The 25,135-nt window shown below is 41.3% G+C and carries 24 protein-coding genes, 3 pseudogenes and 1 riboswitch; of the genes and pseudogenes, 9 read left to right on the forward strand and 18 right to left on the reverse strand.

Going from position 1 to position 25,135, the window contains the following annotated elements; translation table 11 throughout:
* Position 1: 1 nt before the first annotated feature.
* From D0466_RS23355 to D0466_RS14980, 3 genes are all read right to left on the reverse strand, one after another.
* Positions 2–331: an NTP transferase domain-containing protein gene (locus D0466_RS23355; RefSeq protein ID WP_267897394.1), complete on the reverse strand. Its 330-nt coding sequence runs from the start codon at positions 329–331 to the stop codon at positions 2–4.
* 73 nt (positions 332–404) lie between these two features.
* A complete protein-coding gene (locus tag D0466_RS23360; protein WP_267897395.1) occupies positions 405–614 on the reverse strand; it encodes an NTP transferase domain-containing protein in 210 nt (69 codons plus the stop codon).
* Positions 611–1,039, reverse strand: coding sequence for an XdhC family protein (locus D0466_RS14980; RefSeq protein ID WP_117323362.1), 429 nt, complete (start codon positions 1,037–1,039; stop codon positions 611–613). The genes D0466_RS23360 and D0466_RS14980 overlap by 4 nt, the downstream gene beginning before the upstream one ends.
* A gap of 253 nt (positions 1,040–1,292) precedes the next feature.
* Here D0466_RS14980 and D0466_RS14985 point away from each other — a divergent pair, with 253 nt between their 5' ends.
* Both D0466_RS14985 and D0466_RS14990 read left to right on the forward strand, forming a co-directional pair.
* Positions 1,293–1,604: a helix-turn-helix domain-containing protein gene (locus tag D0466_RS14985; RefSeq protein WP_117323363.1), complete on the forward strand. Its 312-nt coding sequence runs from the start codon at positions 1,293–1,295 to the stop codon at positions 1,602–1,604.
* Positions 1,601–2,479, forward strand: coding sequence for an IS3 family transposase (locus D0466_RS14990; protein WP_117323364.1), 879 nt, complete (start codon positions 1,601–1,603; stop codon positions 2,477–2,479). The genes D0466_RS14985 and D0466_RS14990 overlap by 4 nt, the downstream gene beginning before the upstream one ends.
* 96 nt (positions 2,480–2,575) lie before the next feature.
* Here D0466_RS14990 and D0466_RS14995 read toward each other — a convergent pair whose 3' ends face one another.
* The 6 genes from D0466_RS14995 to D0466_RS15025 form a co-directional block, all read right to left on the reverse strand.
* The gene (locus D0466_RS14995) at positions 2,576–3,448 is read right to left on the reverse strand and encodes an amidase (RefSeq protein WP_117323365.1); all 873 of its coding nucleotides are present in this window, start codon (positions 3,446–3,448) and stop codon (positions 2,576–2,578) included.
* A 42-nt stretch (positions 3,449–3,490) separates the two neighbouring features.
* Positions 3,491–3,580, reverse strand: a riboswitch (cyclic di-GMP riboswitch).
* Positions 3,581–3,712: 132 nt separating this feature from the next.
* Positions 3,713–4,762: an LLM class flavin-dependent oxidoreductase gene (locus tag D0466_RS15000; protein WP_117323366.1), complete on the reverse strand. Its 1,050-nt coding sequence runs from the start codon at positions 4,760–4,762 to the stop codon at positions 3,713–3,715.
* A gap of 486 nt (positions 4,763–5,248) precedes the next feature.
* Complete coding sequence (locus tag D0466_RS15005) at positions 5,249–6,748, reverse strand: malate:quinone oxidoreductase (RefSeq protein ID WP_117323367.1); 1,500 nt, start codon at positions 6,746–6,748, stop codon at positions 5,249–5,251.
* 522 nt (positions 6,749–7,270) lie between these two features.
* Positions 7,271–8,920: a catalase gene (locus D0466_RS15010; protein ID WP_117323368.1), complete on the reverse strand. Its 1,650-nt coding sequence runs from the start codon at positions 8,918–8,920 to the stop codon at positions 7,271–7,273.
* Between the two features lie 935 nt (positions 8,921–9,855).
* Positions 9,856–10,131 (reverse strand): hypothetical protein, encoded by a 276-nt coding sequence (locus tag D0466_RS15020; protein ID WP_117323369.1) that lies wholly within the window; start codon positions 10,129–10,131, stop codon positions 9,856–9,858.
* A 144-nt stretch (positions 10,132–10,275) separates the two neighbouring features.
* Positions 10,276–10,794 carry a DJ-1/PfpI family protein gene (locus D0466_RS15025; RefSeq protein ID WP_117323370.1) on the reverse strand — a complete coding sequence of 173 codons (519 nt, stop codon included), beginning with the start codon at positions 10,792–10,794 and terminating at the stop codon, positions 10,276–10,278.
* Between the two features lie 148 nt (positions 10,795–10,942).
* Here D0466_RS15025 and D0466_RS15030 point away from each other — a divergent pair, with 148 nt between their 5' ends.
* Positions 10,943–11,332, forward strand: coding sequence for a winged helix-turn-helix transcriptional regulator (locus tag D0466_RS15030; protein ID WP_031537027.1), 390 nt, complete (start codon positions 10,943–10,945; stop codon positions 11,330–11,332).
* 1,053 nt (positions 11,333–12,385) lie between these two features.
* On the opposite strand, the pseudogene D0466_RS23015 reads toward D0466_RS15030, so the two are convergent.
* Positions 12,386–12,716 (reverse strand): annotated as a pseudogene (locus D0466_RS23015) (IS110 family transposase); the annotation flags it as partial.
* 76 nt (positions 12,717–12,792) lie between these two features.
* Positions 12,793–12,939 (reverse strand): SDR family NAD(P)-dependent oxidoreductase, encoded by a 147-nt coding sequence (locus D0466_RS22580; RefSeq protein ID WP_199484568.1) that lies wholly within the window; start codon positions 12,937–12,939, stop codon positions 12,793–12,795.
* Positions 12,940–13,560: 621 nt separating this feature from the next.
* On the opposite strand from D0466_RS22580, the gene D0466_RS15060 reads away from it, so the two are divergent.
* Positions 13,561–14,007: a GlcG/HbpS family heme-binding protein gene (locus D0466_RS15060; protein ID WP_117323372.1), complete on the forward strand. Its 447-nt coding sequence runs from the start codon at positions 13,561–13,563 to the stop codon at positions 14,005–14,007.
* 127 nt (positions 14,008–14,134) lie between these two features.
* On the opposite strand, the gene D0466_RS15065 is transcribed toward D0466_RS15060, so the two are convergent.
* The gene (locus D0466_RS15065) at positions 14,135–15,274 is read right to left on the reverse strand and encodes a zinc-dependent alcohol dehydrogenase (RefSeq protein WP_117323373.1); all 1,140 of its coding nucleotides are present in this window, start codon (positions 15,272–15,274) and stop codon (positions 14,135–14,137) included.
* Between the two features lie 147 nt (positions 15,275–15,421).
* On the opposite strand from D0466_RS15065, the gene D0466_RS22585 reads away from it, so the two are divergent.
* The gene (locus D0466_RS22585; protein ID WP_199484573.1) at positions 15,422–15,661 is read left to right on the forward strand and encodes a hypothetical protein; all 240 of its coding nucleotides are present in this window, start codon (positions 15,422–15,424) and stop codon (positions 15,659–15,661) included.
* On the opposite strand, the pseudogene D0466_RS23765 reads toward D0466_RS22585, so the two are convergent.
* Positions 15,577–15,897, reverse strand: a pseudogene (locus tag D0466_RS23765) (transposase); the annotation flags it as partial. The gene D0466_RS22585 and the pseudogene D0466_RS23765 sit on opposite strands and share 85 nt — an antisense overlap.
* Positions 15,898–15,988: 91 nt before the next feature.
* Between D0466_RS23765 and D0466_RS15075 the strand changes: the two are divergent.
* Entirely contained in the window at positions 15,989–17,029 is a 1,041-nt protein-coding gene (locus tag D0466_RS15075; RefSeq protein ID WP_117323374.1) for a zinc-binding alcohol dehydrogenase family protein, read from the forward strand.
* Between the two features lie 1,104 nt (positions 17,030–18,133).
* Here D0466_RS15075 and D0466_RS15085 read toward each other — a convergent pair.
* Positions 18,134–19,036, reverse strand: a complete 903-nt coding sequence (locus D0466_RS15085; protein ID WP_158555914.1) for a MerR family transcriptional regulator — start codon at positions 19,034–19,036, stop codon at positions 18,134–18,136.
* 251 nt (positions 19,037–19,287) lie between these two features.
* Between D0466_RS15085 and D0466_RS15090 the strand changes: the two genes are divergently transcribed.
* From D0466_RS15090 to D0466_RS15100, 3 genes and pseudogenes are all read left to right on the forward strand, one after another.
* Positions 19,288–20,355 (forward strand): ABC transporter permease, encoded by a 1,068-nt coding sequence (locus tag D0466_RS15090; protein WP_117323376.1) that lies wholly within the window; start codon positions 19,288–19,290, stop codon positions 20,353–20,355.
* 5 nt (positions 20,356–20,360) lie between these two features.
* On the forward strand, positions 20,361–21,068 hold the full coding sequence (locus tag D0466_RS15095) for an ABC transporter ATP-binding protein (RefSeq protein WP_117323429.1): 708 nt from the start codon (positions 20,361–20,363) through the stop codon (positions 21,066–21,068).
* A gap of 267 nt (positions 21,069–21,335) precedes the next feature.
* Positions 21,336–21,717 (forward strand): annotated as a pseudogene (locus D0466_RS15100) (staygreen family protein).
* Between the two features lie 268 nt (positions 21,718–21,985).
* Here the strand turns inward: D0466_RS15100 and rlmH are convergent.
* The 4 genes from rlmH to D0466_RS15120 form a co-directional block, all read right to left on the reverse strand.
* Positions 21,986–22,465 (reverse strand): 23S rRNA (pseudouridine(1915)-N(3))-methyltransferase RlmH, encoded by a 480-nt coding sequence (rlmH, locus tag D0466_RS15105; protein WP_117323377.1) that lies wholly within the window; start codon positions 22,463–22,465, stop codon positions 21,986–21,988.
* A 94-nt stretch (positions 22,466–22,559) separates the two neighbouring features.
* Positions 22,560–22,718 (reverse strand): CxxH/CxxC protein, encoded by a 159-nt coding sequence (locus D0466_RS15110; protein WP_117323378.1) that lies wholly within the window; start codon positions 22,716–22,718, stop codon positions 22,560–22,562.
* Between the two features lie 199 nt (positions 22,719–22,917).
* Complete coding sequence (locus tag D0466_RS15115; RefSeq protein ID WP_117323379.1) at positions 22,918–24,144, reverse strand: S1C family serine protease; 1,227 nt, start codon at positions 24,142–24,144, stop codon at positions 22,918–22,920.
* A gap of 191 nt (positions 24,145–24,335) precedes the next feature.
* Entirely contained in the window at positions 24,336–25,130 is a 795-nt protein-coding gene (locus D0466_RS15120; protein ID WP_117323380.1) for an MBL fold metallo-hydrolase, read from the reverse strand.
* Positions 25,131–25,135: the final 5 nt, after the last annotated feature.

The raw sequence follows: 25,135 nt of genomic DNA on the forward strand, positions 1-25,135 counted from the left end.
TTCATTCTTCACCCCTCCCTCTCATTCGTATATCTTTCGACAACCGACACAACAAAGAATAGTCATCCAGTGTATCCACATCATAAAAAAGCATTGGGTTTTGAAAATCAATGATTTTCCCATGGCGAGCAAGCTTTCCACAATTGAAACAAGATGGAAAACATGCGGCAGAAAACAATACAGGCGGCATCGGTGACTCACCTTCTCCAGCTGCTATAAAGAAAAGGCTGCGTTCTTTTTGATAATGATCAAAGAAAGCATTTATGATTTTTGATGCAACAAAAGGTTGGTCTGCCAGAAGAATTATGATAGCATCAGGATCCAACTTCATTGCTTTCTTTAAGCCGCATTGTATGGAATGCCCCTGGCCCTCCCATGCACGGGGGCAATCCGCACGGTTCCATTTACTTAAAAGGCAATAAAAAAAACGAAGGCAAAAGCCAATCCGATGAGTCTTCGTTTCTCATAACCACTACAATATGATGAAGTTTTGAATATAACGCTTGTTTAAGTGCAACAGACCCTAATGGTATTTGATTTAAAGGCAAGGATCGTTTATCCAACCCCATTCGTTTGCTTTCACCGGCTGCCAGGTAGATTCCTATGATTCTCATACGTTCACTGTCCCGGTGCTACGCATTTTATGAATCATCTCGCCTACAACACTTACAGCAATATCTAAGCTTTCCTTTATTAACAAAAGGTTTAGCCGAAAATCCTCTTTAACCGGCTCCAACAAAACCGTGATAACCCCATTGCAGCCTTGTCCCTGCCCCCATGACAAATCATGTTCTTCGCTCATATTATATTGGACTGTCCAGGTCTTTCCTGCTGCCCACACCTGTTTTGCCCTTTCGCTTAGATCCTCTTCAAGGCAACCTGCTGTTAATGTTCCAACTCTCATGCCATCTCCCGTTATCAACATGGAGGATCCTTCTTTCTTATAAACGGATCCTTCTGCTTTTATGTTGATAGCCAAAACCATAGGTTTATTGCCGGAACAAGCTACGGCATATAAAATTGAATAAATGTCCTCCACGTGCTACCCCGATTTTACATCTCAATCCTACATCTCTATATAGATATTCCGTTTCACATCCATTTATGTTAAGTTTTTTACTAATTTCATTATTCAAGATAGAATGATTCCTCAAAAAAGTGCCTGTCACTCCCCGGATTTTGTCGATTCCTATTCGACATATTTCGGGTGGTGACAGTGGTTAACCCCCTTATAATGGACAAATAAGTTACTATAGAGATACGACGTATCTGAATTTAAGGGGATTACTAACATGAATAACAAACGTTCATATTCACATACTAGTGTCGAAGTAAAGACAGAAGCAGTACGGCAAGTTTTGGAGGGGGAAAAATCCGTCATTGAAGTGGCTACTGGATTAAACCTACACCGCGACACGGTAAATCGCTGGGTGAAGTCCTATAAAGAGAGAGGAAAAGAAGGCTTAGTAAATCCAAACGCTCACACATCGGCAGATTCAAAAAATAATAAAAAAGTGAGAGAGTTAGAGAAAAAGCTAAAGGAAAAGGAACTGGAGAATGAGATATTAAAAAAGTTTCAGGCCTTTCTCAAAGGGAACGAATGAGCAAGAAATTCGAGGCCATTTCCTTCTTGAGAAAGGATTATTCAGTTACCCTTCTTTGCCGCATATTAGGTGTTTCAAAAAGTGGTTATTATGCCTACATTAAAAGACCAAAAAGAAAAGTACCTAGTGGAGACCGGCAGCTGTTAACAAAAATTAAACGGGCTTATGCGCTGCATAAAGGAACCTATGGAGCAAAGAGAATTACAGGATATTTAAAAGCAAAAGGAACGATTGTCAATCACAAGAAAGTGGCTCGCATCATGAAGGAGGCCAATATAAAAGCGACTATAAGACGGTCAAAAACAACGAAAAAAACAAAGGCGCAAGCTGCTGGATATGTATATGAACATCTTTTAAAACGTGATTTTCATGCCAATCACCCCAATCAAAAATGGGTAACAGATATGACAGAAATCCAAATTGGGCAAGAAAAGTTTTATATTTCCGCTATTATGGATTTATTTAACCGAGAAGTGATTGCCTTCGAACTAAGCTCTAGCCCCAATCAGGAGCTTATTAAAGCTACTGTTGAAACATCCAGAAAAAAGAGAAAACTAAAGAACGTTGAAGGGATCATCATACATAGCGATCAAGGCAGTGTGTATCGCTCTTTCGATTATCATCAGTTGGGGCAGACTTTGAGATTCACAGCAAGCATGTCCCGGAAAGCAAACTGTTGGGATAATGCAGTAATCGAAAGCTTTTTTTCTCACTTGAAAGTAGAGTATCCTTGTTTTTTTCCGAATATTCAAGTTCAAACTTTACAACAGGATTTAAATCATTATATCCGTTATTTCAACGAAAAACGAACCCAATATAAACTTGGATCCGTTTCTCCTAAAACATATTATTTAAATTACCAAAAAGCAGTCTAATGTCGTATTTTACTAGAGTCTACTTTTTAGGGGCTTGACCACAGGCACTAATTAATAATAGGAGCGCCGTCACTCTCTGAACGGCGCTCCTATCTTTTACGGTTTCATTGTCATCCAACTGCCAACATGGTGAACGGCGATTCCACTATACCCAGGTGTACCGGCATAAGAATCTTTAACCTTAACCAGTTCCTGGTTCATATAGGCTTGTCCTTCTTCAAAGAAGGTCAGCATTCCGCCTTCACTCGTCTGTCCAGTTTCTACACCGATAACCAGCTGTTTATTATATTTTGCTGCAAGGGCCATTTCTTTTGCGACTAATTCAATAATCATTGAGGCTGAATCCCTATAAGCCATAATTGTAACACTGTTTGTATTCGCTATCATCCATTCAGCAAGAATCCCTTTTCCATATGTGTTTTTATACGAAATTTCATCAAACCAAAATGGTATGTCAGCCTCCAGTGCAAGAGCTATAGCCGTTGCACTGCTTTTAGCTTTCATGATTAATGCTTGATATGTTTTGACAGTGGATGCTTGGTTAGTGGACCATCCACTATACAAGTAAGGCTCTACGTCTAAATGTACACCAGCAAACTTTTGGAAAGAAGAAGATTCATTTTGGTAAGTTTTTAACCAATTCATTAATCGATCCAAGCTTTTGTAGCCATCTGGAGCGACCCACTGAGGAGCGCCATCCAGTGCATAAATCTTCATTCCCTTGGAAGAGGCTTTCTCAATGAAGCTTCGGTAAACAGTTACAGGAATGTCACGGTCGATTTGCAAATACACTTTGTTCAGATTCTTCTCTTCCAAAAAAGCAATAGTTCCTGATTCGTCGTTTACAATCATCCATGGATTCCAAAGCCATGTAGCCTTAGTCTCAGTTACCGTCGCTTTCGCACTCCCTCCAACGCCCCCGGCAAAAGATAGGAAAACTACTAGTGCTGCCATTATTAACTTTTTCATGAATTGCCCTCCATTCTGTCAGCCTAGGCCCACAGAATGGAACCTGGCAGCCTGACGACCATACACAACAAATTGTGCTTAGGCTCACGGCTTTGCGTCCTTCCCTTTCGAAGAAGTTTGCCTTTTTTCAGAATAATCATTTTATTTATTATACCCCACTGCCTTTGTAAAGTAATTATAATATTTGTCATTTTGTTGAAAAATAATTTACCAATGATTATAAACTCATTTCATCTGCATAATTTGCACTTTAATAGTTGTATTTTACTGCACGTCTTCCCAAGCAGAAATTTCTTCCCGTACAATTGGTGCCACTTCTTTCCCTAAAAGCTCAATGGCTTTCATCACATCCACATGTGGCATGCTCCCAACTGGGACATGCAGCATAAACCTTGTGATCCCTACTTTTTTTCGGAGGTGAATGATTTTTTGTGCCACGGTTTGCGGGTCCCCGACATACAGTGCTCCTTCAAAGCTGCGTGCCGCATCGAATGCTGCCCGGTCATAATGACCCCAGCCCCGCTCCCTTCCAATCACATTCATGGCTTGCTGGGTGGGAGGGAAAAATTTGCTTGCTGCCGTCTCGTTATCCTCGGCAATGAATCCATGCGAATGGGAGGCAACCGGCAATTTGGATACATCATGGCCCGCCTGAGCCGCCGCTTGTTTATAAAGCTGGACAAGTGGAGCGAACTGCACTGGACGGCCTCCTATGATTGCCAGAACAAGTGGCAGCCCCAGCAGCCCTGCCCGGATGACCGATTGGCTATTGCCCCCGCTCCCAATCCATACAGGCAAAGGCTCTTGCACGGGACGAGGGTATACACCAAGATTGTTTATGGCGGGGCGATGTTTGCCGGACCAGGACACAACTTCGGACTTTTGTAATGTCAGCAGCAAGTCCAGTTTCTCATCAAAAAGCGCATCGTAGTCTCTTAAATCATAGCCAAACAGCGGAAATGATTCGATAAAAGAACCACGTCCTGCCATGATTTCTGCCCGCCCATTCGAGATGCCGTCAAGCGTAGCGAAATCCTGGAATACCCGAACCGGATCTGCAGAGGAAAGTACGGTGACCGCACTAGTCAGCCTAATACGCTTTGTCCGTGAAGCTGCGGCAGCTAACACAACGGCTGGAGAGGATGCTGCATAATCCTTACGGTGATGCTCCCCTACCCCAAATACATCCAATCCTACTTGATCGGCAAGCACAATTTCCTCGACGACTTCACGCAAACGTTGCGCATGACTGATCACTTCCCCCGTTTTAACATCCGGTGTGGTTTCTACAAACGTGCTGATTCCAATTTCCAATTACATCACTCCTGGATTCGCATATTTTACAATTCAACATATTTTTTGTTCCCGCTTCTTCCTATTTATAGCAATTTATATTAATATACCTTACATTCGAGATTTATTCATTAAGAAGGATCGAGCAGGAAAACCAATAAAAAAAAGTGCCTGTCACTCCCGAGATTGTCGACTCCAATTCGACTGATCAGGGTTGTGAAAAGCACCATGTTAATTTTTTGAGGCATCAGCCATTTTCTACATCACTGGGTTTGGCTATAAGATAAAAATCTAATTTTCCCTTAATCAGGTTCGGGTGATTTTTGATATAGGCATCCCTGCGGTTCATATACCTCTTTTTGTGCATACTTTTTGCCAGTGCCATCATCGGCAGAGAAATGATCAGTGGCGTAAACGCATACCATACCGTAAAAAATGTTGATTATAGTAGAAACAATTGTCCATGATAAAATATGATACCTATTCCCTCATTTTTCGCCCAAAGGATTAACTATAGACTGGCTCTTTTTCGCTTAGACCTAACGTCTCGGCTGTAGCCGTATGAATTTTGTTCAGAAGCTCTGGGTTTTCCATTAATGACACGCCATAAGATGGAATCATTTCTTTGATCTTTGTTTCCCAGTCTTTTATTTGCTGCGGGAAACATTTCTTGATTACTTCAAGCATAACGTGAACTGCCGTAGAAGCACCCGGAGAAGCACCCAGTAATGCTGCAATCGAACCATCAGCAGCAGTAATCACTTCCGTACCAAATTGAAGTGTTCCTTTACCGGCCTCAGTATCTTTGATTACTTGTACACGTTGACCCGCTACTACTAAATCCCAATCCTCGCTTTTCGCGTTCGGGATAAACTCTCGTAACTCTTCCATGCGCTGTTCTTTCGATAGCATGACTTGCTGGATCAGGTATTTTGTCAATGACATCTCTTTTGCGCCTGCCGCTAACATCGTCAAGACATTATTCGGTTTTACGGAAGTGACTAAATCAAGCATTGAACCAGTTTTTAAGAACTTTGGCGAGAATCCGGCAAATGGTCCAAATAGCAACGATTTTTTCTTATCAATATATCTTGTGTCAAGATGCGGAACGGACATTGGCGGTGCACCAACCTTCGCTTTCCCGTATACTTTGGCATTATGCTGCGCTACAACTTTTGGATTATTACATACCATAAATATTCCGCTTACTGGGAATCCCCCAATATGTTTGCTTTCAGGAATTCCGGTTTTTTGCAGTAAATGCAGGCTTCCGCCCCCGCCTCCGATAAAGACGAATTTTGCAGTATGGCTCTCCACGCTGCCGCTATCGACATTACGCACTTTTAATTCCCAGGAGCCATTGCTGGTACGTTTAATAGTATCAACACTATGTTTGTATTGGATATCAACGTTTTTAGTCTTTAAGTGGTCAAATAACATGCGTGTTAAAGCACCAAAATTGACATCCGTTCCAGTGTCGATTTTTGTTGCCGCCAGCTTTTCATTCGATGTACGGCCTTCCAGAATAAGTGGAATCCAATCCATCAGTTTTTCCGGGTCATCGGAAAATTCCATCCCTTTAAACAGGGGATTCTTTGATAGCGCTTCAAAACGTTTCTTTAAAAAAGAGACATTTTCTTCCCCTTCCACCATACTCATATGAGGCAGTGGCATGATAAAGTCCTGCGGGTTGTTGATGAGCTTGCTTTTTACAAGATAGGACCAAAACTGCATTGAAACCTGAAACTGTTCATTAATTTTAATTGCTTTGCTAATATCTATAGATCCGTCTGGTTTTTCGACAGTGTAGTTAAGCTCGCACAATGCGGCATGCCCTGTTCCCGCATTATTCCATTCGTTAGAGCTTTCCTCGCCCGCTTTTTCGAGTTTCTCAAACACTTTGATATTCCATTCCGGCACTAACTCTTTCAATAGTGTCCCTAAAGTCGCACTCATGATTCCGGCACCAATTAAAATGACGTCTGTTTTAGTTTCCCTGCTGCTCATTTTTACCATCCCTTATACCCTAAAATTTGCAGAAAAGATTGCAGGCACGACCTAGTCAGCACACCTTTTCTGACTCACTTACCCGTATGAATAATTATTAGATTCAAAATATCTACTATTATCTAATAATTATATACTATTTAAAGCTGGTAAAAAAGTGAGAAGTCCGTTCAAAATGTACTAGAAACACAAAAAAACCTTAACTTACTTCTAAAAAGAGTTAAGGTTTTTGTTTAGCCGTTACATATCCTCCGGTTATCCGTGACTTTTTTAAATGCGTTGTGACAAAATAGCTTATAGTTAAAATCAAACAAAAAAGGAGAAGGGAAATCAACATCATACGATTTCCTTTGTCCTTTTAAAATCATTCGGTCCCTCTTTCTATAAACGAGCTCTTTAAGATAAAGTTTACCGTTACTTATGTTGAAGTTGTTAAGCAGGAAGAAAAATCTCGTGAATTTGCGATAGAAATGAGGTGCAAAGAAAAAGGCTGCCGAATTTTGACAGCCTTCCTTTACTTCCTCAATATGGATCAGCTTCGTGGCCTTTCTTCACCGCATCTTCTGTTGCTTTGTTTGCAGCTAATGAACCTTGTGCATATTTAGATTTGCCTGCTTCACGTCCTGGAATTTGGTTTTCCATGTTCATTCCCTTGATTTCTTTCATTTTCATTTCGATGCCTTCCTTTACACGGCGGCCATACTCTTCATCGGCTTGTGTAAAGTGCTCAACCATAGCATCCTGGATTTTTTTGTCGCATACCGCTAGCGCCCCGGACAGGTTTTTAATCAATTCATCGCGCTCCCAATCCTCGAAACTGCGATAAGTTTCGCCCGCTTGGCCATAATTATTGGGACGATCAATTGGTGCACTCATTGCCGCCGCATTAAACGTTGGGCGGTGCTGTGGACGTTCTTCTTTATTTGCTTCCTGATAGCCGCCGAGCATGGATGGCTCATAGTTGATATGTGGATTATCTCCAGACTCCTTCGGGTCACGGATATCCATTTGGCCGCGATGCTGATTCGTACGGACAGGTGCTTTCGGCGCGTTAACAGGCAGTTTTAGGTAGTTCGCTCCTACACGGTAGCGCTGCGTATCGGAATAAGAGAAGGTACGGCCTTGCAGCATTTTATCGTCCGAAAAGTCCATTCCGTCGACGAGCACCCCTGTACCGAATGCTGCTTGCTCAATCTCTGCATGGTAATCAACCGGATTGCGGTCTAAAACCATCCGTCCAACCGGGTGCCACGGAAATTTATCTTCCGGCCAAAGTTTCGTATCATCAAGCGGATCAAAATCGAGTTCCGGATGGTAATCGTCCTCCATGATCTGTACAAAGAGCTCCCATTCCGGGTATTCCCCTCGTTCAATTGCTTCATACAAATCCTGTGTCGCATGGCTGACGTTCTTCGCTTGAATAGAATCAGCCTCTTCCTGTGTTAAGTTGCGGATCCCTTGTTTCGGTTCCCAGTGGTACTTCACCAGTACAGCCTCACCTTTATCATTTACCCACTTATAAGTATTAACACCAGAACCCTGCATGTGCCGGTATGTTGCTGGTATGCCCCATGGAGAGAACAGGAATGTAATCATATGTGTTGCCTCAGGCGTACGTGAAACAAAGTCAAACATCCGTTGCGGATTCGGCACATTTGAAGCCGGATCGACTTTAAACGCATGAATCATATCAGGGAACTTCATGGCATCACGGATAAAGAAAATTTTAAGATTGTTGCCAACCAGATCCCAGTTGCCATCTTCCGTATACATTTTTACTGCAAATCCACGCGGATCGCGGGCTGTTTCCGGTGAATCTTTCGCGCCTGCCACTGTAGAGAAACGAACCATTAAAGGTGTTTTCTTCCCGGCACCCGAAAATACTTTGGCTCGGGTATACTTCTCTACCGGTTCATCTCCAACTTTTCCATACGTTTCAAAATAGCCGAATGCCCCCGCACCCCTTGCGTGTACAACCCGCTCTGGTACCTCTTCACGGTCAAAATGGGAAATCTTTTCAATGAAATGATAATTCTCAAGTGTGGCCGGACCACGGTTGCCAATTGTACGGATATTCTGGTTATCCGGTACCGGATGGCCCTGTCTGGTTGTCAATATTTCCCGTTCAACTTCTTGTCGGTTTGGAGCATTCTTATCCTGATTTTCCGCCAAAATGAAAAACCTCCTCATAATTAGTCAGAATGTCTTTACCCACTTTCACTAAACATCATGCAATGTTCTGCCTATTTATTTATAATTTTTCTTTTTCTATAACGATTTTAATTAGTTTATAATTTCAAAAATTCCCGGATAGGAATTAAATAATAGAAAGGCACCTTACTTTATTTCTGAATAATAGAGGAACACCCTTTCATTATACTTATAAACGGATTGCCGTGATGTATGTAAATAGGGTTAAGCATTTCTGCTATTTTTTGGACGATGAGAGGTTTTTAGCTTTTTCAATATTTTAGTTCTGCTTTTTGCAAGCTTCAGGTTTTTGGTCGCTTTACCTTCATCAAAGAAAGTAAGCGTTGCTCCTTTACTGGTCAGCCCTGTCTGTACACCCTAACAATATGTCTAAGTGATATAGCCTATTTCTATACGTACTTCATTTTTCTTTATATCTTCATTTGAAACGCACGAAAAAAAGAGATGATAACTCTTTAAGAGCAAACCTCTCCGACCCTTTATCATAATTAGTTGTCCTATATATTCACCCGCCAGTGACTTCATACAAAGCTTATAGGCTTAATAAGTTCACTATCTTTCAATAGGCCAATCCCTAAATCCCGTAGCCCCTGTTTATCCTGTAATAAGTAAACAACATTCGATGCATCGCCATCATAGAAAAATACCCAACACGTTAGATCTTTCTTAAATTCAACCGGAATACTTGCCTTAAGCTCCCCGTCCTTATGTCGTCCGCTGATATGGCTTTAACACCTACTTTCCAATCTTTATATGCCAAATGTGGATGGCTGTTCCTCCATATAGTGTCTAAATACTTTAATCACGCTCATGTTATTGCTCGCTCCCCTTATAGGTTGATAAAAATGGAAAAAGGAGAAGATAAATCATCGTCACTGGATTGATTTATCTTCTCCCTACTTTGTAAAGTGCCTAACCACTTCATTATTCATTTGAATTTGTATCGATTCAATTTTACGGTCATTAGCTATCGTAATTTTATTGATTAGCAAATGCAAAAGCTGTTTTCTCTGTTCGTCTGTAATGGAATTCTTATAACAATCCTCAAAATGATTCATTACCCGTTTGACCATTTTAAATGATATTTCTTGCTTGCTGCCTTGCCCCAATTTTTGCTCAATCGGCATAATTCGGTCATCCAATAGCCTTTTTTCTTCATCTAACTTTTCCAATCGGTCCTTTAAATCGGTCTTGTTTTATATTCCATCTTCGCACTTAATTTTTGGTGTATTTTTCTTACATTTGGATAGCCAAAAGCCTACGGTATTAATTCCGTAGGCTTTCGATTATATGAAAATTCAGGGAGGAATGTAGAATTAGCTTAATGATTTTACTAAAGCTTCTCCAAATTCTTTAGCGCCATCTGGACCATCACCAGTGATAATATCATCATGAGCAACAACATGTTTTTCAACATATGTTACTTTATTCGCTTTTAATTGGTCTTTTTGTACATCTACTGGATAGCAAGTTGCTTCTCTTCCAGTAAGTAAACCCGTTTTAGCTACAGTAACCGCACCTGCACAAATTCCTGTTACAAGAACTTTATTAGTATACGCTTGCTTCAAGTAGTCTTGTAATTCTTTATTTTCCCATAGATGATCGTTCGTACCAGATCCACCAATAACAGATACAACATCATAGTCAGAAGCACAAACGTCTGAGAAAATGACCTCAGCAGTTGCTTTACCTTCATAATCCCCTATGATTTCACCTGTTTTTGTACTTGCAATTGTCACATCAATTCCGTTGCTTTCCAATTCCGCTTTTGGTTGAAATAATTCGTCTTCATTGAAACGTTCCGGTGGTATAATTAAAAGTGCTTTTTTACTCATTTGTAGTTCCTCCTCATTAATGAAAAAGATTTGCCGGTAAGACGACCATTTCATTCTACTGCTTGTTTTCTTCACTGTGAAGAATGCACTTTTTTGTAAGGAGGTTACCGACAGGTTACAATTGATACAAATAAGGAGGTAAGAATTTATGCCAGATACATTTAGAGATGAAGTTAAAGAAAAGATCATAAATGGTGATTATAATTGTGAAAAAGAACTTACCTTATCAATTATAAGTGGTAAATGGAAAATTGTTATTTTATGGCATTTGGGAGTAGAAGGACCACATCGATTCAGTGATCTCCAAAGACTTTTTCCAAAAATATCTCATAAAATATTAACGAATCAATTAAGAGAACTGATGGAAGATGGAATAGTTCATCGCGAGGTTTATCCAGAAGTTCCACCGAAAGTGGAATATTCCATGACTGAATTGGGGATGACTTTACTTCCTATCGTTGAAATGATGTATGAATGGGGAAAAAATCGGATAGCAGAAATCATAAAAGAAATGGATATATCGGAATTAAACAATTAAGCATAAGCTTACATTTATAATGTTGCTTTACAAAACCTATTAGAAAAGAAGCACCTCAAACTGAACGATGCCTATACTCCTCTTTACGGCGGAATACCAAAAGATGGGCGTGTTGCACAGCCTGAAGATATAGCGGAAACTGGTACATCGGTACTTATCGATGGTGGAGCTCATTTAATCTAATCCTGCGATATCAAATTCGACTGATTAATTGATTTAGAATAGAACTGATAGGGATGACTCAAAGTGTCAGATACTTTGAGTCATCCCTGCCTTTTTGTTTTTTTGTTACTAATAAAAGCAGAAATAACCACCTCAGCAACAAAGAATGATTTTATTGGTTTGTACTTTATATTACGTGACATGAAAATTCTTCTTCTACAAGACACCAATATAGAAAAGAAAATAATGGAGATTTAAAAAATGCATTAGCAATTGCGGTTATTGAAATCCCTCTTAGGTTGTTAACTCCCTCATCAAGGGTCCAATCAAATTTTCTCAATGAGTTTAGGAAATGCTTAATCAAGTCTATTGAGATTATTTTCAGTCAATCTTTGCTGCTTCAGCAATTGCTAAAACGTATTCTTCTTGCACTGCGTTTGGAATGGCGATGACGTTATTCGATCGGATCTTCCAAGCAAGGGCGCATTGTAATAACTAGTTATTTTTTTTAATGTCTCTTATTTTTTCTGTTAACTGGAAAAGCTAATTCAATCCAAAAGCTTCATTTACTTATGATAAGGTGCATCATATCATGTTTGAAGCGAAATTTTTAAGTACCTTGAAAGGGTTCCATATATTTGGCAAGGGATTTGGGGACTTGTGGGGTTTGAACCCTGTCCGACAATATCGGCTTCAACGGGGCTTTTCGATGGAGAATATGACTGTCCAAAACGCCTTTTTCGGTTCTCCCACTTCGTTAAACAACAACGGCCAGTTTTTTCTTCCTTTTACGGGGGAATATTTCAACCAACTTGTCTGTAACTCCCCAGAATGTGACACCCGAAATTAAATCCGGGTGTATTAATTTAGATAAACTTCAAATATTCCTTTGCCCCTTACCACGTCCTGAGGCGTTAACTTTCTCAGTTCTTCAGGCGTTGGGAAAAGGAGTAGTGTCGCCAATGAGCCTCTGCACATCAGGTTCTTAAATACTTGTCGCAGTTCAGGGAACACACGTCAACCCAACGATGAATTTGATTCTTCACACTAACGAATCTCGTAACGACGGAGTCTTTGTTGGAGAGAAAGACTCGAAGCTCTTCAAAAGCTTCAGGCGTGTTGTGAATGAATAGTAGCCGTTTTTCACCATGTCTGCGATGACGAGGGCATCTTTTTTGTCGCTCTTCGATGGTGTATTGTCGCGGTTTTCCTTATTCTTTTTATCCCTCTGATCTTAATCCAGTGGAAGCTCAAAAACAGTAGTATATCCCTTTTCTTTAAGTTTTTTACGGCTTCAGTTAATTTTGACCCTGGACGGGATATGATACTGCTACTTTTGCCCCTTTATCAAGAAGGGCTTCTGCCATGGCATAACCTAAGCCGTCGGAGGCACCGGTAATGACAACATGTACATTTTCTAATGCTTTTACCATTCTTTCACTCATTCAAATTGTTAGAGTGCTATCCACTTGATTATAAACAATTATGTGAAGAAATCCCCTGTTCCGTTAAACTCCCGTTAATAAATCCCTGCATTTTCAAACCTGATATTCCCCCATTTTCAGTCCTGACCGCCGATTTTTTTCCGTGGAACAATTTCAAAAAAACGGCTGTGTTCGCATCGTTTTCGAAAGAGCCGTTTTTCGTTTTTCTCCGGATTGCTCGACATAGCTGCCCAAGTTACCAAAAAAGGGGACCAGACACCTTCACAAAATAACTGATTTTATACAGATGTCTTTATCAAAAGGAAATATTTGTAACAGTGCACGCACCTGATATATACTTAATAATCGCAGGTATAATATTCAAGTCCTTACATGTCATTTTGTCTCCTTCATTTTAATATTTTAATCACGTAATTTTTATCAACTCCTGTATTGCGTCCACAAACCGTTCCTTTCCGTCATAACACACTTTAGGATAATACAATTGAGAGCAAGAAAAGAAGCGGAATTTTACCCGCTCCATTCATGGATGTACGAATGCCTATGATGACGGGATCGAATGCATATCTAAAGCGTATGATTCATATCATGTATCGATCAGTCGAGAGGGAGAGGATGCAGATGTTGAAAATCACTCTGGAGGTCGCCAAAGTGTTGATTCACGCAGCGGAACTCCGGGCAAGGGAGCTCGGGATCGCGGAAGTGATTGCCATCGTAGACGATGGCGGGAATTTCGTTGCTTCTCATCGGATGGACCATGCCTGGCTGGCCAGTGTCGACATCGCCCATAATAAGGCATGGACGGCGGTCGCGCTAAAAATGCCCACGGCGAGCCTTGCTCCGTTGGCGGTCCCGAGCGGGGAGCTGTACGGGATTAATACGACCAACCACGGACGCGTGGTCGTGTTCGGAGGGGGGATTCCGTTGTCGTTCGAAGGGAGAATCGTCGGGGCGGTCGGCGTAAGTGGCAGTAATGTTGCAAACGACATTGAGGTTTCGAAAGCGGCGGTGCGGGCTTTCGAAACCTATCCGAAGGCGCGGATCGGGTCTTCCGGGAGCTTGCTGTAGACCTGCCGGTTTTAGCCCTATAACGAAACTAGGTCCCGCCAATATTCCCGAAAAATCGGCAAAACACATGGGGCTGTCCTTCAGGGTACAATACCCCGTGGCACAGCCCCTCTTCTCATGCCATCATTTAAGGCTTAAGGACGAATTTAATGCATTCGTCCGCATGGTTGTAAAAGGTGTTGTACGCGTTATGCGCCTGATCGAGCGGCACTTTATGCGTGATGATCTCCGTCGGATCGAACTCGCCTGCCATAATTTTTTGATACAGCATTGGCATGTAATGAATCACGGGCGCCTGTCCCATGGTCAGCTTCACGTTTCGTTCCCAAAGGTTTCCGAACATGAACTGGTTGTATTTAGAACCGTATACCCCCGTAATCTGAATCGTGCCGAATTTCCGCACCGCATTCATCGCGATGTTGATCGGGCTGAGCGTTCCGCCAACCAGCTTGGCCTTCTGCTCTTCCTCCTCCAATGGCGTCTTCTTGCCGTCCATTCCGACGCAATCGATGACGACATCCGCACCCCCGCGCGTTATTTCTTTTATATGCAGCCCCATGTCTTTGAAATCTTCAAAGTTGAAGATTTCGACGTTATTCATTTTTTTGGCATGGTTCAGCCGGTACGGGAGATTGTCGATCGCGATGACCCGTTTGGCCCCTTTCATCCAGGCGAATTTTTGCGCCATCAAGCCAACGGGGCCGCAGCCGAGCACCACCACCGTATCCCCCTGCTTCACGCCGCCGTTGTCCACGCTCCAATAGGCCGTCGGCAGCACGTCGGACAGGAACAGGAGCTTCTCATCCTCCAATTCACATGACTCCGGAATAACGAAAGGCATGAAATTGCCGTACGGCACATAAAGCAATTCGGCTTGTCCGCCCGGATAATTCCCGTAACGTTCGGTAAACCCAAAGTAAGCTCCCGTATCCACTTGGGGATTGGGGTTGGAGTTGTCGCATTGGCTCTCCATTTCATGCTGGCAGTAATGACAGCTGCCGCACGAGATATTGAAAGGGAGCACGACCCGGTCCCCTTTTTTGACCTTTGTCACCTCAGGGCCCACTTCTTCGACGATGCCCATCGGTTCATGTCCGACCACGTATCCGGTTTGGGCTTGAATCGCCCCCTGGTATATATGGAGATCGGAACCACATATGGCGGTCGAGGTGATCCTGACGATAATCCCGTCTTTTTTCTGAATCGTCGGATCCGCGACCTGCGTCACTTGCATGTTCTTCACGCCATTGAAAGTTACAGCCTTCATAATCACCCTCCTGTTATAGCATGCCTTGATTTTGATACATGCTTCTATTATGGAATTGGAGAGTGAGGATTATACATTCGATGTACGGTATTTTCGACAGCCGCGGAGCGCCTAAGAACAAGAAAGGAGAGGGAAGACGAAGCGTTAATGAATACCGCATGGAGTCACTTTCGCCGGTTTGAAGCCGCTCACCGAAATAGCATATGGCAGGACGATGTGCAGCACACGCTTTATCTACCGGATCCGGAAAAGCCCGGCAAGAAGGCGATGTCCTATCTGGTTATTTTCATTCACGATGCCTTATGTAAAGATTTACATAAGGCATCATCGATAAAGGCGGCAAGATACATTTGTTTCTTCACTCCATTTGAAGCAATCGGCAAGTAAGGGCCATACTTGAAATCTGATTGCCAGAGTTGGTTTCGATTCCGTTTATGGAACCTCCGGGCAGCTACTCCCGTCTGGGAATAGAGTCACATATGTCGTGTGCTGTACCCTTTTTCAGTCAGCTTTTCCTGGAGTGTTGACCTTTTGATTTGTCCTGGGCCTGCCAGCCCGTCCCATTCGAGAATCTGGATGATTTGTGCTACTTTCCGGCTTGGCACTTCCTTACGAAGAAGTATTAACACTAAATTTCACTGATGCTTAGAAACTATAGGCTAATAGTAATTATTTTAAGCCATTACTAATAACAGGTATACTAATAAGGAAAGGATGTGGTTCATCATGAATACAATGAAGGCGGTAGGATTGACTCGTTACCTTCCAATTGACAATCCCCAAAGCCTGGTGGACGTAGTTGTAGAAAAACCAAAAGCAACGGGTCGTGACATTTTGGTCAAAGTTGCGGCCATATCGGTCAATCCTGTTGATACAAAGGTACGAGCTCCTAAGGAAAGAGTTGAGGAAGTTCCTAAAATTCTAGGTTGGGATGTAGCAGGAGTCGTCGAAGAGACAGGACCGGACTGTTCATTGTTTCGTCCGGGAGATGAAGTTTTTTACGCTGGCAGTATTGCACGACAAGGCGGAAACAGTGAATACCATTTAGTTGATGAACGAATCGTTGGGCGCAAACCTGTTTCCTTAAGTTTTGTGGAAGCCGCAGCTCTTCCCCTAACCTCCATTACAGCTTGGGAAGCGTTATTTACCCGAATGTCTATTTCCCAAGATCCGGGCCCTAACAAAGGAAAGGCTCTGCTGATCATTGGTGCAGCCGGGGGTGTAGGTTCCATTGCCACTCAGCTTGCAAAACAAGCGGGGCTTACTGTAATCGGGACTGCTTCCCGATCGGAAACTGTTAGCTGGGTTAAATCAATGGGCGCGGACTATACCATTAATCACCATGACCCGCTCCTACCACAACTTCAAGCAATTGGATTTACAAACGTTCCGTACATTTTTTGCCTGAATGCTTTGGAAATGCACTGGGCCGGTATTAGCGAAGCTATTTCTCCGCAAGGAGTTGTGTGCGCAATTGATGATCCAGCCTCTCCGCTGGACCTCAAATTGCTTAAGCAAAAAAGCGTCACCTTCGTGTGGGAGTTTATGTTTACTCGCCCTGTTTACGAAACAGATGATATGATTGAGCAGCATCTATTGCTTAATCGCATTGCTGATGCTGTGGACCATCAAAAATTAAAGACAACACTGGCCGAAGTCCTTGGACCGATATCAGCAGAAAATCTCCGTCAAGCCCACAAATTTTTGGAGAGCAATAGGACGATTGGTAAAATTGTACTAGAAGGTTTTGTTTAAAAACCTGTTTGCAGAGAGAATAAAAAACAATGAGGTTTCCCGTTAAATCGGTGATTCGATAATTGCAATTGGATAAAAATATAAAGCCGACTGCTGATCGCAGCCGGCTTTAATTACACAGAAAAACTTTCTTTTACTTATGATATGGTTCTTCGTAATCTAAATGAGGTTTTCTATATTTATCTGGCTCACTTACGGCCCAATTTTTTCATTTTTATTTATTGGATTTTTTACATTAACATAGGGGGTTTTGAAAGCTGAACTAAAAACTGTCGAGGATTAACAAAGCAAGTTAAAGATGGTTTAAGTTGGACTACTTTCTTCTTTGGTTTTCTAACGGCGTTATTCCGCCGAGATTTAAAATGGGCTATTATAATGCTTAATTGTGGAGTATTTGGATCATTTACGCTATGGATTGGTTCAACTGTAACAGGGATTGTGTTTTCTTTTATTTAAAATGAATTATACATAAAAAGAACTAATTGAAAAGGTTACCAGCCCGCTAATGATGAATCAAGGGCCTTATTAGAAAATAACCAAATCATTTCCAAAACTGCATAATCCAAAAGGCTGGCTAAAAGAAATTTCTGTTTTTTAGTCAGCCTTTTTGCTTGAATAGCCTGTCAACATCCTTTCACAGTGCTAGTCAATTTAAAGACTGGATTAAATAGATTAAGTGTTTTTCAATGTTTTGATTCTTATATTTCCTCAAAAACCTCATTTACTTATGATACGGTTCACCATAACACATCTAAGTGAGGTTCTTTTATTTACCTTAATGATTTTCTAGAACCCCATTTGTCTATGTTAAGTCCTCGCTTGACAGGCTTCTAGAGTTCTATGTATAGCATAGTTTGCTAGAGTAATTAGTTCTATAATGAATAAACTGCCCAAAGAGTAAAAAACACTACAGACAAATGTAAAATTCACCTGTAGTGTAATTCATAATCATAAACTATATTCTATTAGCACATAAATAATTTCTTAGACTAGACTATGTTCAACATGTTTCCTAACCATATTTATTGGATAGGTGTTTCTTTAGATGTTAACTTCTGCATTAACACTAGTATTTTAAGGGTCGTTTTCTTGAAAAATAATGTTTTAATTTAAAATATCTTCAATAGAATTTGTCACACGAATAGCGCGTGGTTTATAGTCGGAGACATAAGTGACTGACCCTTGGCCGCCAAGATAGAAGGCTATATCAATTTGCTTTTCAGCAAATTGATCCAATCTTCGCAGCAGCTGAGGATCTGTTTCAAATGGTATGGTAGTTGTAGCAGATAACAGAACTATATTCGGATTTAATTTACACACCAATGATTCAATTGCGCCTGGGGCAGGGGAAGCTCCAATTAATTGAGTTTTCCATCCCTTTATCATGAAACGCAATAGTACCAGATGTAGCGGTACTTCATGATGTTCATATGGCAGACATGCTCCGAGAACAAATGGAGCAGATTTCCGATATTGATAATTTCGTCGAATTTGAACCAAGAAATCCCTTACAATCAGGCTCGATACAGATTCCTGATATTCATCCCACTCATGATTTTTCCACTTTCTCCCTACCTCTTTTAAAAAAGGAACGGCGATATGCGTTAAAAAACGCTCTAGCCCTACATGATGATACGCTTGTTTTAAGATCAAATTTAATTCTATTTCATCACAGTGACTCCCCTTTTCTAGAAGCTGGAAGACATACTCATTCCACTGCTCATTATCGAGTGATTCCCCCTTTTGGATCGGTACTTCGAGGTCTTCATCTACATCTTTTGCAAAAAGAGCGGCTTGTTTAAGCAAGTGACCTTGTTCCGAAAGTAATTTGACTTTTAATAGCATTTTGACATCCTGTTGACTATATATTCTATACCCATTATCCAATCGGTTCGGCTGAATAATCTCATAACGTTCTTCCCATTTTCGAATCACTTGTTTCGATAATCCGGTTATATCTGCAACTTGTTGAATCGTAAATACTCCATTTTCATCGGATTGAATCATCCGTTTCATCTCCTTAACACCGTATCCGAATATCCATAGACATTAGTATAACGAATACATGTACTTTATACAAAGTTATCCGAATAAACATTATACAAACATTAATGTTGATAGCATTTCCCCTTAATGCACCTTATATTTTATGTATAATGATTTGTATATTTAATTATACAAATCATTGACAATAAAATATTTCCGATTGATAATCAAATAGAAATTGAATATTTTAATTTAGAAATGGGAGTGACAGTGTGTTTTTAGCCTGGCAGGAAATTAAAAAAAATAAACTCCGTTTCACCTTGATTACTGGAATTTTAATGCTGGTTTCTTTTCTTGTATTTTTTCTTTCTGGACTTGCAACAGGTCTCGCTGATCTAAATAGGGAAGCGGTTGATAAATGGGAAGCATCTGCTATTATCCTTACCGAGGAATCCGATAAAAGCTTGTACCAATCATTCATGTCGACCGATCAGCTAAAAGACGTTGAAGCTGAAAAAACAGCTGTACTTGGTCAGCTAAATGCTATTGCTACCAACGGCGACAACAAGAAAAATATATCTCTCTTTGGGATTAACAAAGAAGAATTTCTATTGCCAAATGTGACAGAGGGTAAAGCTTTTGAAAAAGCAAATGAAGTTGTGGCTGACGATTCACTGAAAGACGAAGGATTCGATTTAGGTGATACATTATCCTTATCCTCCAGTGACCAGCAGTTAACAATTGTTGGGTTTACAGAACAAGCTCGATTTAATGCTGCACCTGTTCTATATGCCAGCCTCGAAACTTTCCATTTAGTCAAATTTGGTGAAGTAGCCGATCAGAAAAAGGATCAAATTAATGGGATTGTTGTTCAAGATGATTCGATTTCAAATCTCACTCAAAATGAGGAGCTGAAGGCCATTGAAATAGAATCATTCATCGAAAGTCTACCTGGCTATACGGAACAAAAACTTACCTTGAACTTCATGATTTACTTCCTTTTTGGTATTTCATCGATCATTGTAGCCTTTTTCTTATATGTGTTGACGGTGCAGAAGATCAGTATGTTCGGGGTTATGAAGGCGCAAGGGATTTCCAGCTCTTATCTATCTAGGTCTGTTGTGGCGCAAACCTTTATTTTATCGTTCATAGGAACAGTGATAGGATTTGCCTTAACACTTATTTCAGGAGCTTTTTTACCGGCAGCTATTCCTGTTTCATTTGATCTGACCTCGATGATGCTCTATGGAATCATCCTAATAATTGTTGCAATGGTTGGTGCTGTTTTCTCAGTCTTGACGATTGTTCGAATTGATCCACTGAAAGCGATAGGAGGATAAAAATGATGGCTGTGTTAGAATTACATCAAGTAAAGAAGAGTTATGGTAGCGGTCATACGAAAGTGGACGCCTTAAAGGAAACCAATTTTCTTGCCGACCGAGGTGAGCTGATTGCCATCATTGGTCCGTCGGGGTCTGGAAAAAGTACCTTTCTCACGATTGTCGGGGGACTATTATCCCCAACCTCAGGTGATGTCATCATCAATCGACAAAATCTGACGGATTTGAATGAAAAAACGCGCTCACAAATCCGACTCAAAGAAATTGGATTCGTGTTACAAGCGTCGAACCTAGTTCCCTTCCTCACCGTGGCCAATCAATTGAAACTATTGGACAAAGTGAAAAAGGGAAATATATCGAAAAGCGAGCGAAATCAACTAAACGAGGACTTAGGTATTGCTGACTTACTAATGAAATATCCGTCCGACTTATCTGGCGGGCAACGTCAGCGTGTAGCGATCGCTAAGGCTCTGTATAGCAACCCTTCCATTATTTTGGCTGATGAGCCCACAGCCTCCCTTGACTCGGATCGTGCCTATGAAGTGATGGAGCTATTGCAAAAAGTAACGAAGCAGAAAAAAACAACAACTATTGTCGTGACTCACGATATTCGGCTCGTGGACTTTTGTGACAAAGTTTACAAAATGACAGATGGTGTCCTTTTAGCATTAGAGAAACAGGATGAGAAGGAAATCAATCATATACCTCAATAAGAGGAGATAAGAATATCATTTATCGAAACATACCGACACTCGTTGTTTCCCTTTTCCTTCCCGACCAACTTAATTCGGAACTAAAAGGTAGCTCTGGCCTGTGCATAGAGCTACTTTTGTTCATGCTTAATGATTACAATTTACCAATAAACAAACGTCCATCAGCATAATGATTTAAAAAACGATAGGAGTTGATGGCTTGAGTACTTTTAATTCAGAAAAACTATCTGTGGAATACATGGAAGGGTTGCTGCTAGGAAACCAGTTATGCCAAGGCGTTACACACTAACCCACTCTGATTTAACGGGAGAACTATTTTTAACCATTGGAATCAATTATGCTTGGGGAAAAATTAATTCTTTAAGAGATGAAGTTTTGGGGGATAGAAAAATATGGAAGTTCTTTATGTTTTTATGTTTGTGTATACATAGATCAAGGACAATATCCCTCGTCTGTTTCAGCAAAACGGACTGAAATATTTAGACGTGAATTACCACTTGCATTAACAGCTATAAGATATGGCGATAGGTTTCTTTTCAACACATTCCCTCATTTAGATCAAGCTCCTATCATTATTCACTTTATGTCCGCTTATCCCCAGTTTGCATTACAGGAGAATTGGGGGACCTTTCAAAAGATTAGCACCTAAATATAATTTCTTTCCTGAAGCAAGCAAGTAATGAAAAAGGAGCAGCCTTACAGAACGTCACAATTATTGTGGGTTCAACAGAAGAAAACATGGCGCCAAGATGTTGTCCTAACTCCAACGGCAAGTGCACCATTTCCTTATACTTCTTTATAAATGGGAAAGGTAAGCCTTGTTTATTTGCATACCTTTCTACATTATCCTAATGGTATATAATTTTTGCTGGTTCATTTTTGATTTTGAATTTACAATTCTTATCAAAAAACCTCATTTACTTATGATACGGTTCACCCCGATTAATCCGAAACGCCCGATAAATCTGCTCCACCAAAATCAACCGCATCAGCTGGTGTGGAAAAGTCATTTTTGAAAATGAGAGAGCTTCATCCGCTCGCTGCATGACAGAAGTGCCAAGTCCCAAAGATCCACCGATCACAAATACCACTTTGCTTTTCCCATAAGTCGCAAGCTTGTCCAGGGTGTCGGCCAGTTCGTCAGAAGATTTCATTTTCCCTTCAATAGCCAGGGCTATGACATGGGCATCCGCGCTGATCTTGCCAAGAATCCGCTCCCCTTCTTTTTCTTTGATTTGCAGCATTTCCACATCACTTAGTGTTTCAGGCGCCTTTTCATCGGGAAGTTCTATGATATCAACCTTTGCATAAGACGATAGCCGTTTTAAATATTCGTCGATTCCTTGTTTCAAGTACTTTTCTTTTAGTTTACCAACCGTTACAATTGTTATATTCACATTTCATCCCCACTTTACAAACAGTTTACAAACAACTTATCCACAGAACTTATCCACATGTCCACAATTTCTATCCACATGTTGTATGGGAATATTAGTTCCCTACCATATATACTGCCACATTTCGACAATATTCACAGCTTGTTGATAATTGTTTTTCCTTTGGGATCTCATTCAATAGCGGGTATGTTTCATGCTCATCAACTACTGTATCCAAAGCTAATTCCACATGTTCCTGGCAGCAATAGATCATCTATATCTACTCCCTTGATTTATTAATAATGGTTTCTTTCCGTTATCCATATAAACAGTTTTCGACGTTTGCATCCCATTTATCCACAATGTATCGTAACAAAACCCTGAAAGGGCAGCAACCATTTACATGATTCCCCATTAAAATACATCATTGCAACAAAAAAACAGGAAGCCGAAGCCTCCTGCATTCTCTTTTTTTACATCGTCTCTCCCGTTAAGCGAATTGTAGTATTCTGTTTCTTACCGTTCCTGTAATAAGTGACCTTCACTTCATCGCCGATTTTCTTCTCGTTGTATAGATGTTTTCTCAATTCCACAACATCTTCAACTTTCTTATCATCCAACTCGATAATTACGTCGAATTCCTTTAATCCTGCTTTGGAAGCCGGTGATCCCATTTGTACGCCAGTAATTGCGACACCGCTTGTAACATTGTTCGGCAGATTTAATGTGTTCTGCTGGTGGTAATGCGAAATCTCTTCTACAGATGCCAAATTCACACCCATGTATGGGCGTTTTACTTCACCATATTTCTCAATATCTGAGATGATTGGAATGGCTGAATCAATTGGAATGGAAAGTCCAATCCCTTCAACTGCTTCCTGCGCAATTTTCATGGAATTGATTCCGATGACCTGGCCATTTAAGTTGACCAATGCACCTCCACTGTTCCCCGGGTTGATGGCCGCGTCTGTTTGGATGACCTCTGCGTTCCAATCAACTTCACCGTCTTGGTTAATATCAATTTCAATTGTACGCTCTAAACCTGAAATGATTCCCTGAGTGATTGATCCGGAAAATTGCAGTCCAAGGGGATTCCCAATTGCCAGAACCGGTTCACCTGGTTTCAAAGCGGCTGATTTTCCGAATTCTGCAACGGTTTTTACATTATCGCTATCTACTTCAACAACTGCCAGATCAGTCCATGGGTCGCTTCCTCTTATCTTGGCAGGGATTTTCGTGCCATCCTGCAGTGTGACTTCGAGCTCATTCGCTCCTTCAATAACATGATGGTTAGTCACTATCCATGCTTTTCCGTCTGCCTTTTTATAGACGACTCCGGAACCGGTACCTGCTTCATTACCATCCCGTCCTCCACCTTGGTCCCAAAAGTCGGAACGTTGTATATTGGTTATGCCCACAACCGCGCCGCTTGCTTTATCAACCGCCTCTGTAACCGCCGTATTTACATTCACAGTTACATGCTGTTTAATGCCATTTGTCTCCGTTTCACGGCCGGTTTCATCTTGAGTTACAGCATTTTGGCCATCTCCAGCGAAATCGCCGATCCCAAGCCTCGGAAACGCGACCATCACCAGAAGAGCACCAATAATGATCCCCGCCAAAGCGGCTAGGAAATAGCCTTTACGGCTCCCTCTGTTTCGCTGGTTTCGATTTTCATAGTCTTGATCATAATATCCCAAGTCTGATCAACCCTCTCTATAAAAGATGAAAATTATAGCAATTTCTAGTCTTTCTTTATACCCTTAATTATACTCATCGAACAAAAAATTTCTAAAAAAAAGATCTTTCGGGAGCTGTCCTTTTATTTTTCAGGGAAAAGCTTAGAAATAAAAAAGGAATGAAAGCATATGCTTCCATTCCTAATCATTAATCACACAGTCACGAGTTCCGTAGGCGTTTTGGGATCAGTGTCATACAGCGAGAATTGCTGGCCAATGGTGATACCCCTCGTCTGCAACGTCTGTTCCACAGACATCCTTGCGAGATCCTTCATATTGTTATCAAGGCTCAGGTGTGCCAGGTAGATTCGTTTTGTTTTGTCGCCTGCGACTTCACTCATGGCAATGGCCGCATCCTCGTTGCACACATGGCCCACATCGCTCAGGATCCGTCTTTTTACACTCCAAGGATATCTTCCCATCCGCAGCATTCCCACGTCATGATTGCTCTCAAAAATATAGGCATCTGCATTGGAAATAATCCCTTTCATCCGATCGCTCACATACCCTGTATCCGTAATCAGCACAAGCTTCTTATCTTCCTGGTGGAAAACATAGAACATCGGTTCAGCCGCATCATGGGATACGCCGAATGATTCAATTGCCAGGCTGCCGAACGTTTTGACCTGTTCCATCTCAAACGTAAATTTTTGCTCAACAGGGATTTCACCAATGGACCGTTCCATGGCGTTCCAAGTCTTTTCATTCGCATAGATTGGAAGGTTATATCTTCTGGCCACAACGCCCAGGCCTTTAATGTGGTCGCTATGTTCATGGGTTACGAGAATTCCTGACAGCTTGGACATATCCCGCCCAATCCCTGAAAAAAGTGCTTCCATTTGCTTGCCGCTAAGGCCGGCATCCACGAGAAATGCATGTTCCTCCGTCTCCACATAAAAGGCATTTCCCGTACTCCCGCTTGCGAGAACACTAAAATGCATGGTCATGAAAC

It is taken from the genome of Peribacillus glennii (assembly GCF_003429105.1).
Classification (GTDB): Bacteria; Bacillota; Bacilli; order Bacillales; family DSM-1321; genus Peribacillus; species Peribacillus glennii.

Excerpts from the sequence above, each read along its gene's own strand:
- D0466_RS23355 (WP_267897394.1), bottom strand. The coding sequence starts at position 331 with ATGAAGTTGGATCCTGATGCTATCATAATTCTTCTGGCAGACCAACCT.
- D0466_RS23360 (WP_267897395.1), bottom strand. The coding sequence starts at position 614 with ATGAGAATCATAGGAATCTACCTGGCAGCCGGTGAAAGCAAACGAATG.
- D0466_RS14985 (WP_117323363.1), top strand. The coding sequence starts at position 1,293 with ATGAATAACAAACGTTCATATTCACATACTAGTGTCGAAGTAAAGACA.
- D0466_RS14990 (WP_117323364.1), top strand. The coding sequence starts at position 1,601 with ATGAGCAAGAAATTCGAGGCCATTTCCTTCTTGAGAAAGGATTATTCA.
- D0466_RS14995 (WP_117323365.1), bottom strand. The coding sequence starts at position 3,448 with ATGAAAAAGTTAATAATGGCAGCACTAGTAGTTTTCCTATCTTTTGCC.
- D0466_RS15005 (WP_117323367.1), bottom strand. The coding sequence starts at position 6,748 with ATGAGCAGCAGGGAAACTAAAACAGACGTCATTTTAATTGGTGCCGGA.
- D0466_RS15025 (WP_117323370.1), bottom strand. The coding sequence starts at position 10,794 with ATGAGTAAAAAAGCACTTTTAATTATACCACCGGAACGTTTCAATGAA.
- D0466_RS15030 (WP_031537027.1), top strand. The coding sequence starts at position 10,943 with ATGCCAGATACATTTAGAGATGAAGTTAAAGAAAAGATCATAAATGGT.
- D0466_RS22580 (WP_199484568.1), bottom strand. The coding sequence starts at position 12,939 with ATGAGTGAAAGAATGGTAAAAGCATTAGAAAATGTACATGTTGTCATT.
- D0466_RS15060 (WP_117323372.1), top strand. The coding sequence starts at position 13,561 with ATGTTGAAAATCACTCTGGAGGTCGCCAAAGTGTTGATTCACGCAGCG.
- D0466_RS15065 (WP_117323373.1), bottom strand. The coding sequence starts at position 15,274 with ATGAAGGCTGTAACTTTCAATGGCGTGAAGAACATGCAAGTGACGCAG.
- D0466_RS22585 (WP_199484573.1), top strand. The coding sequence starts at position 15,422 with ATGAATACCGCATGGAGTCACTTTCGCCGGTTTGAAGCCGCTCACCGA.
- D0466_RS15075 (WP_117323374.1), top strand. The coding sequence starts at position 15,989 with ATGTGGTTCATCATGAATACAATGAAGGCGGTAGGATTGACTCGTTAC.
- D0466_RS15085 (WP_158555914.1), bottom strand. The coding sequence starts at position 19,036 with ATGATTCAATCCGATGAAAATGGAGTATTTACGATTCAACAAGTTGCA.
- D0466_RS15095 (WP_117323429.1), top strand. The coding sequence starts at position 20,361 with ATGGCTGTGTTAGAATTACATCAAGTAAAGAAGAGTTATGGTAGCGGT.
- D0466_RS15110 (WP_117323378.1), bottom strand. The coding sequence starts at position 22,718 with ATGATCTATTGCTGCCAGGAACATGTGGAATTAGCTTTGGATACAGTA.
- D0466_RS15120 (WP_117323380.1), bottom strand. The coding sequence starts at position 25,130 with ATGACCATGCATTTTAGTGTTCTCGCAAGCGGGAGTACGGGAAATGCC.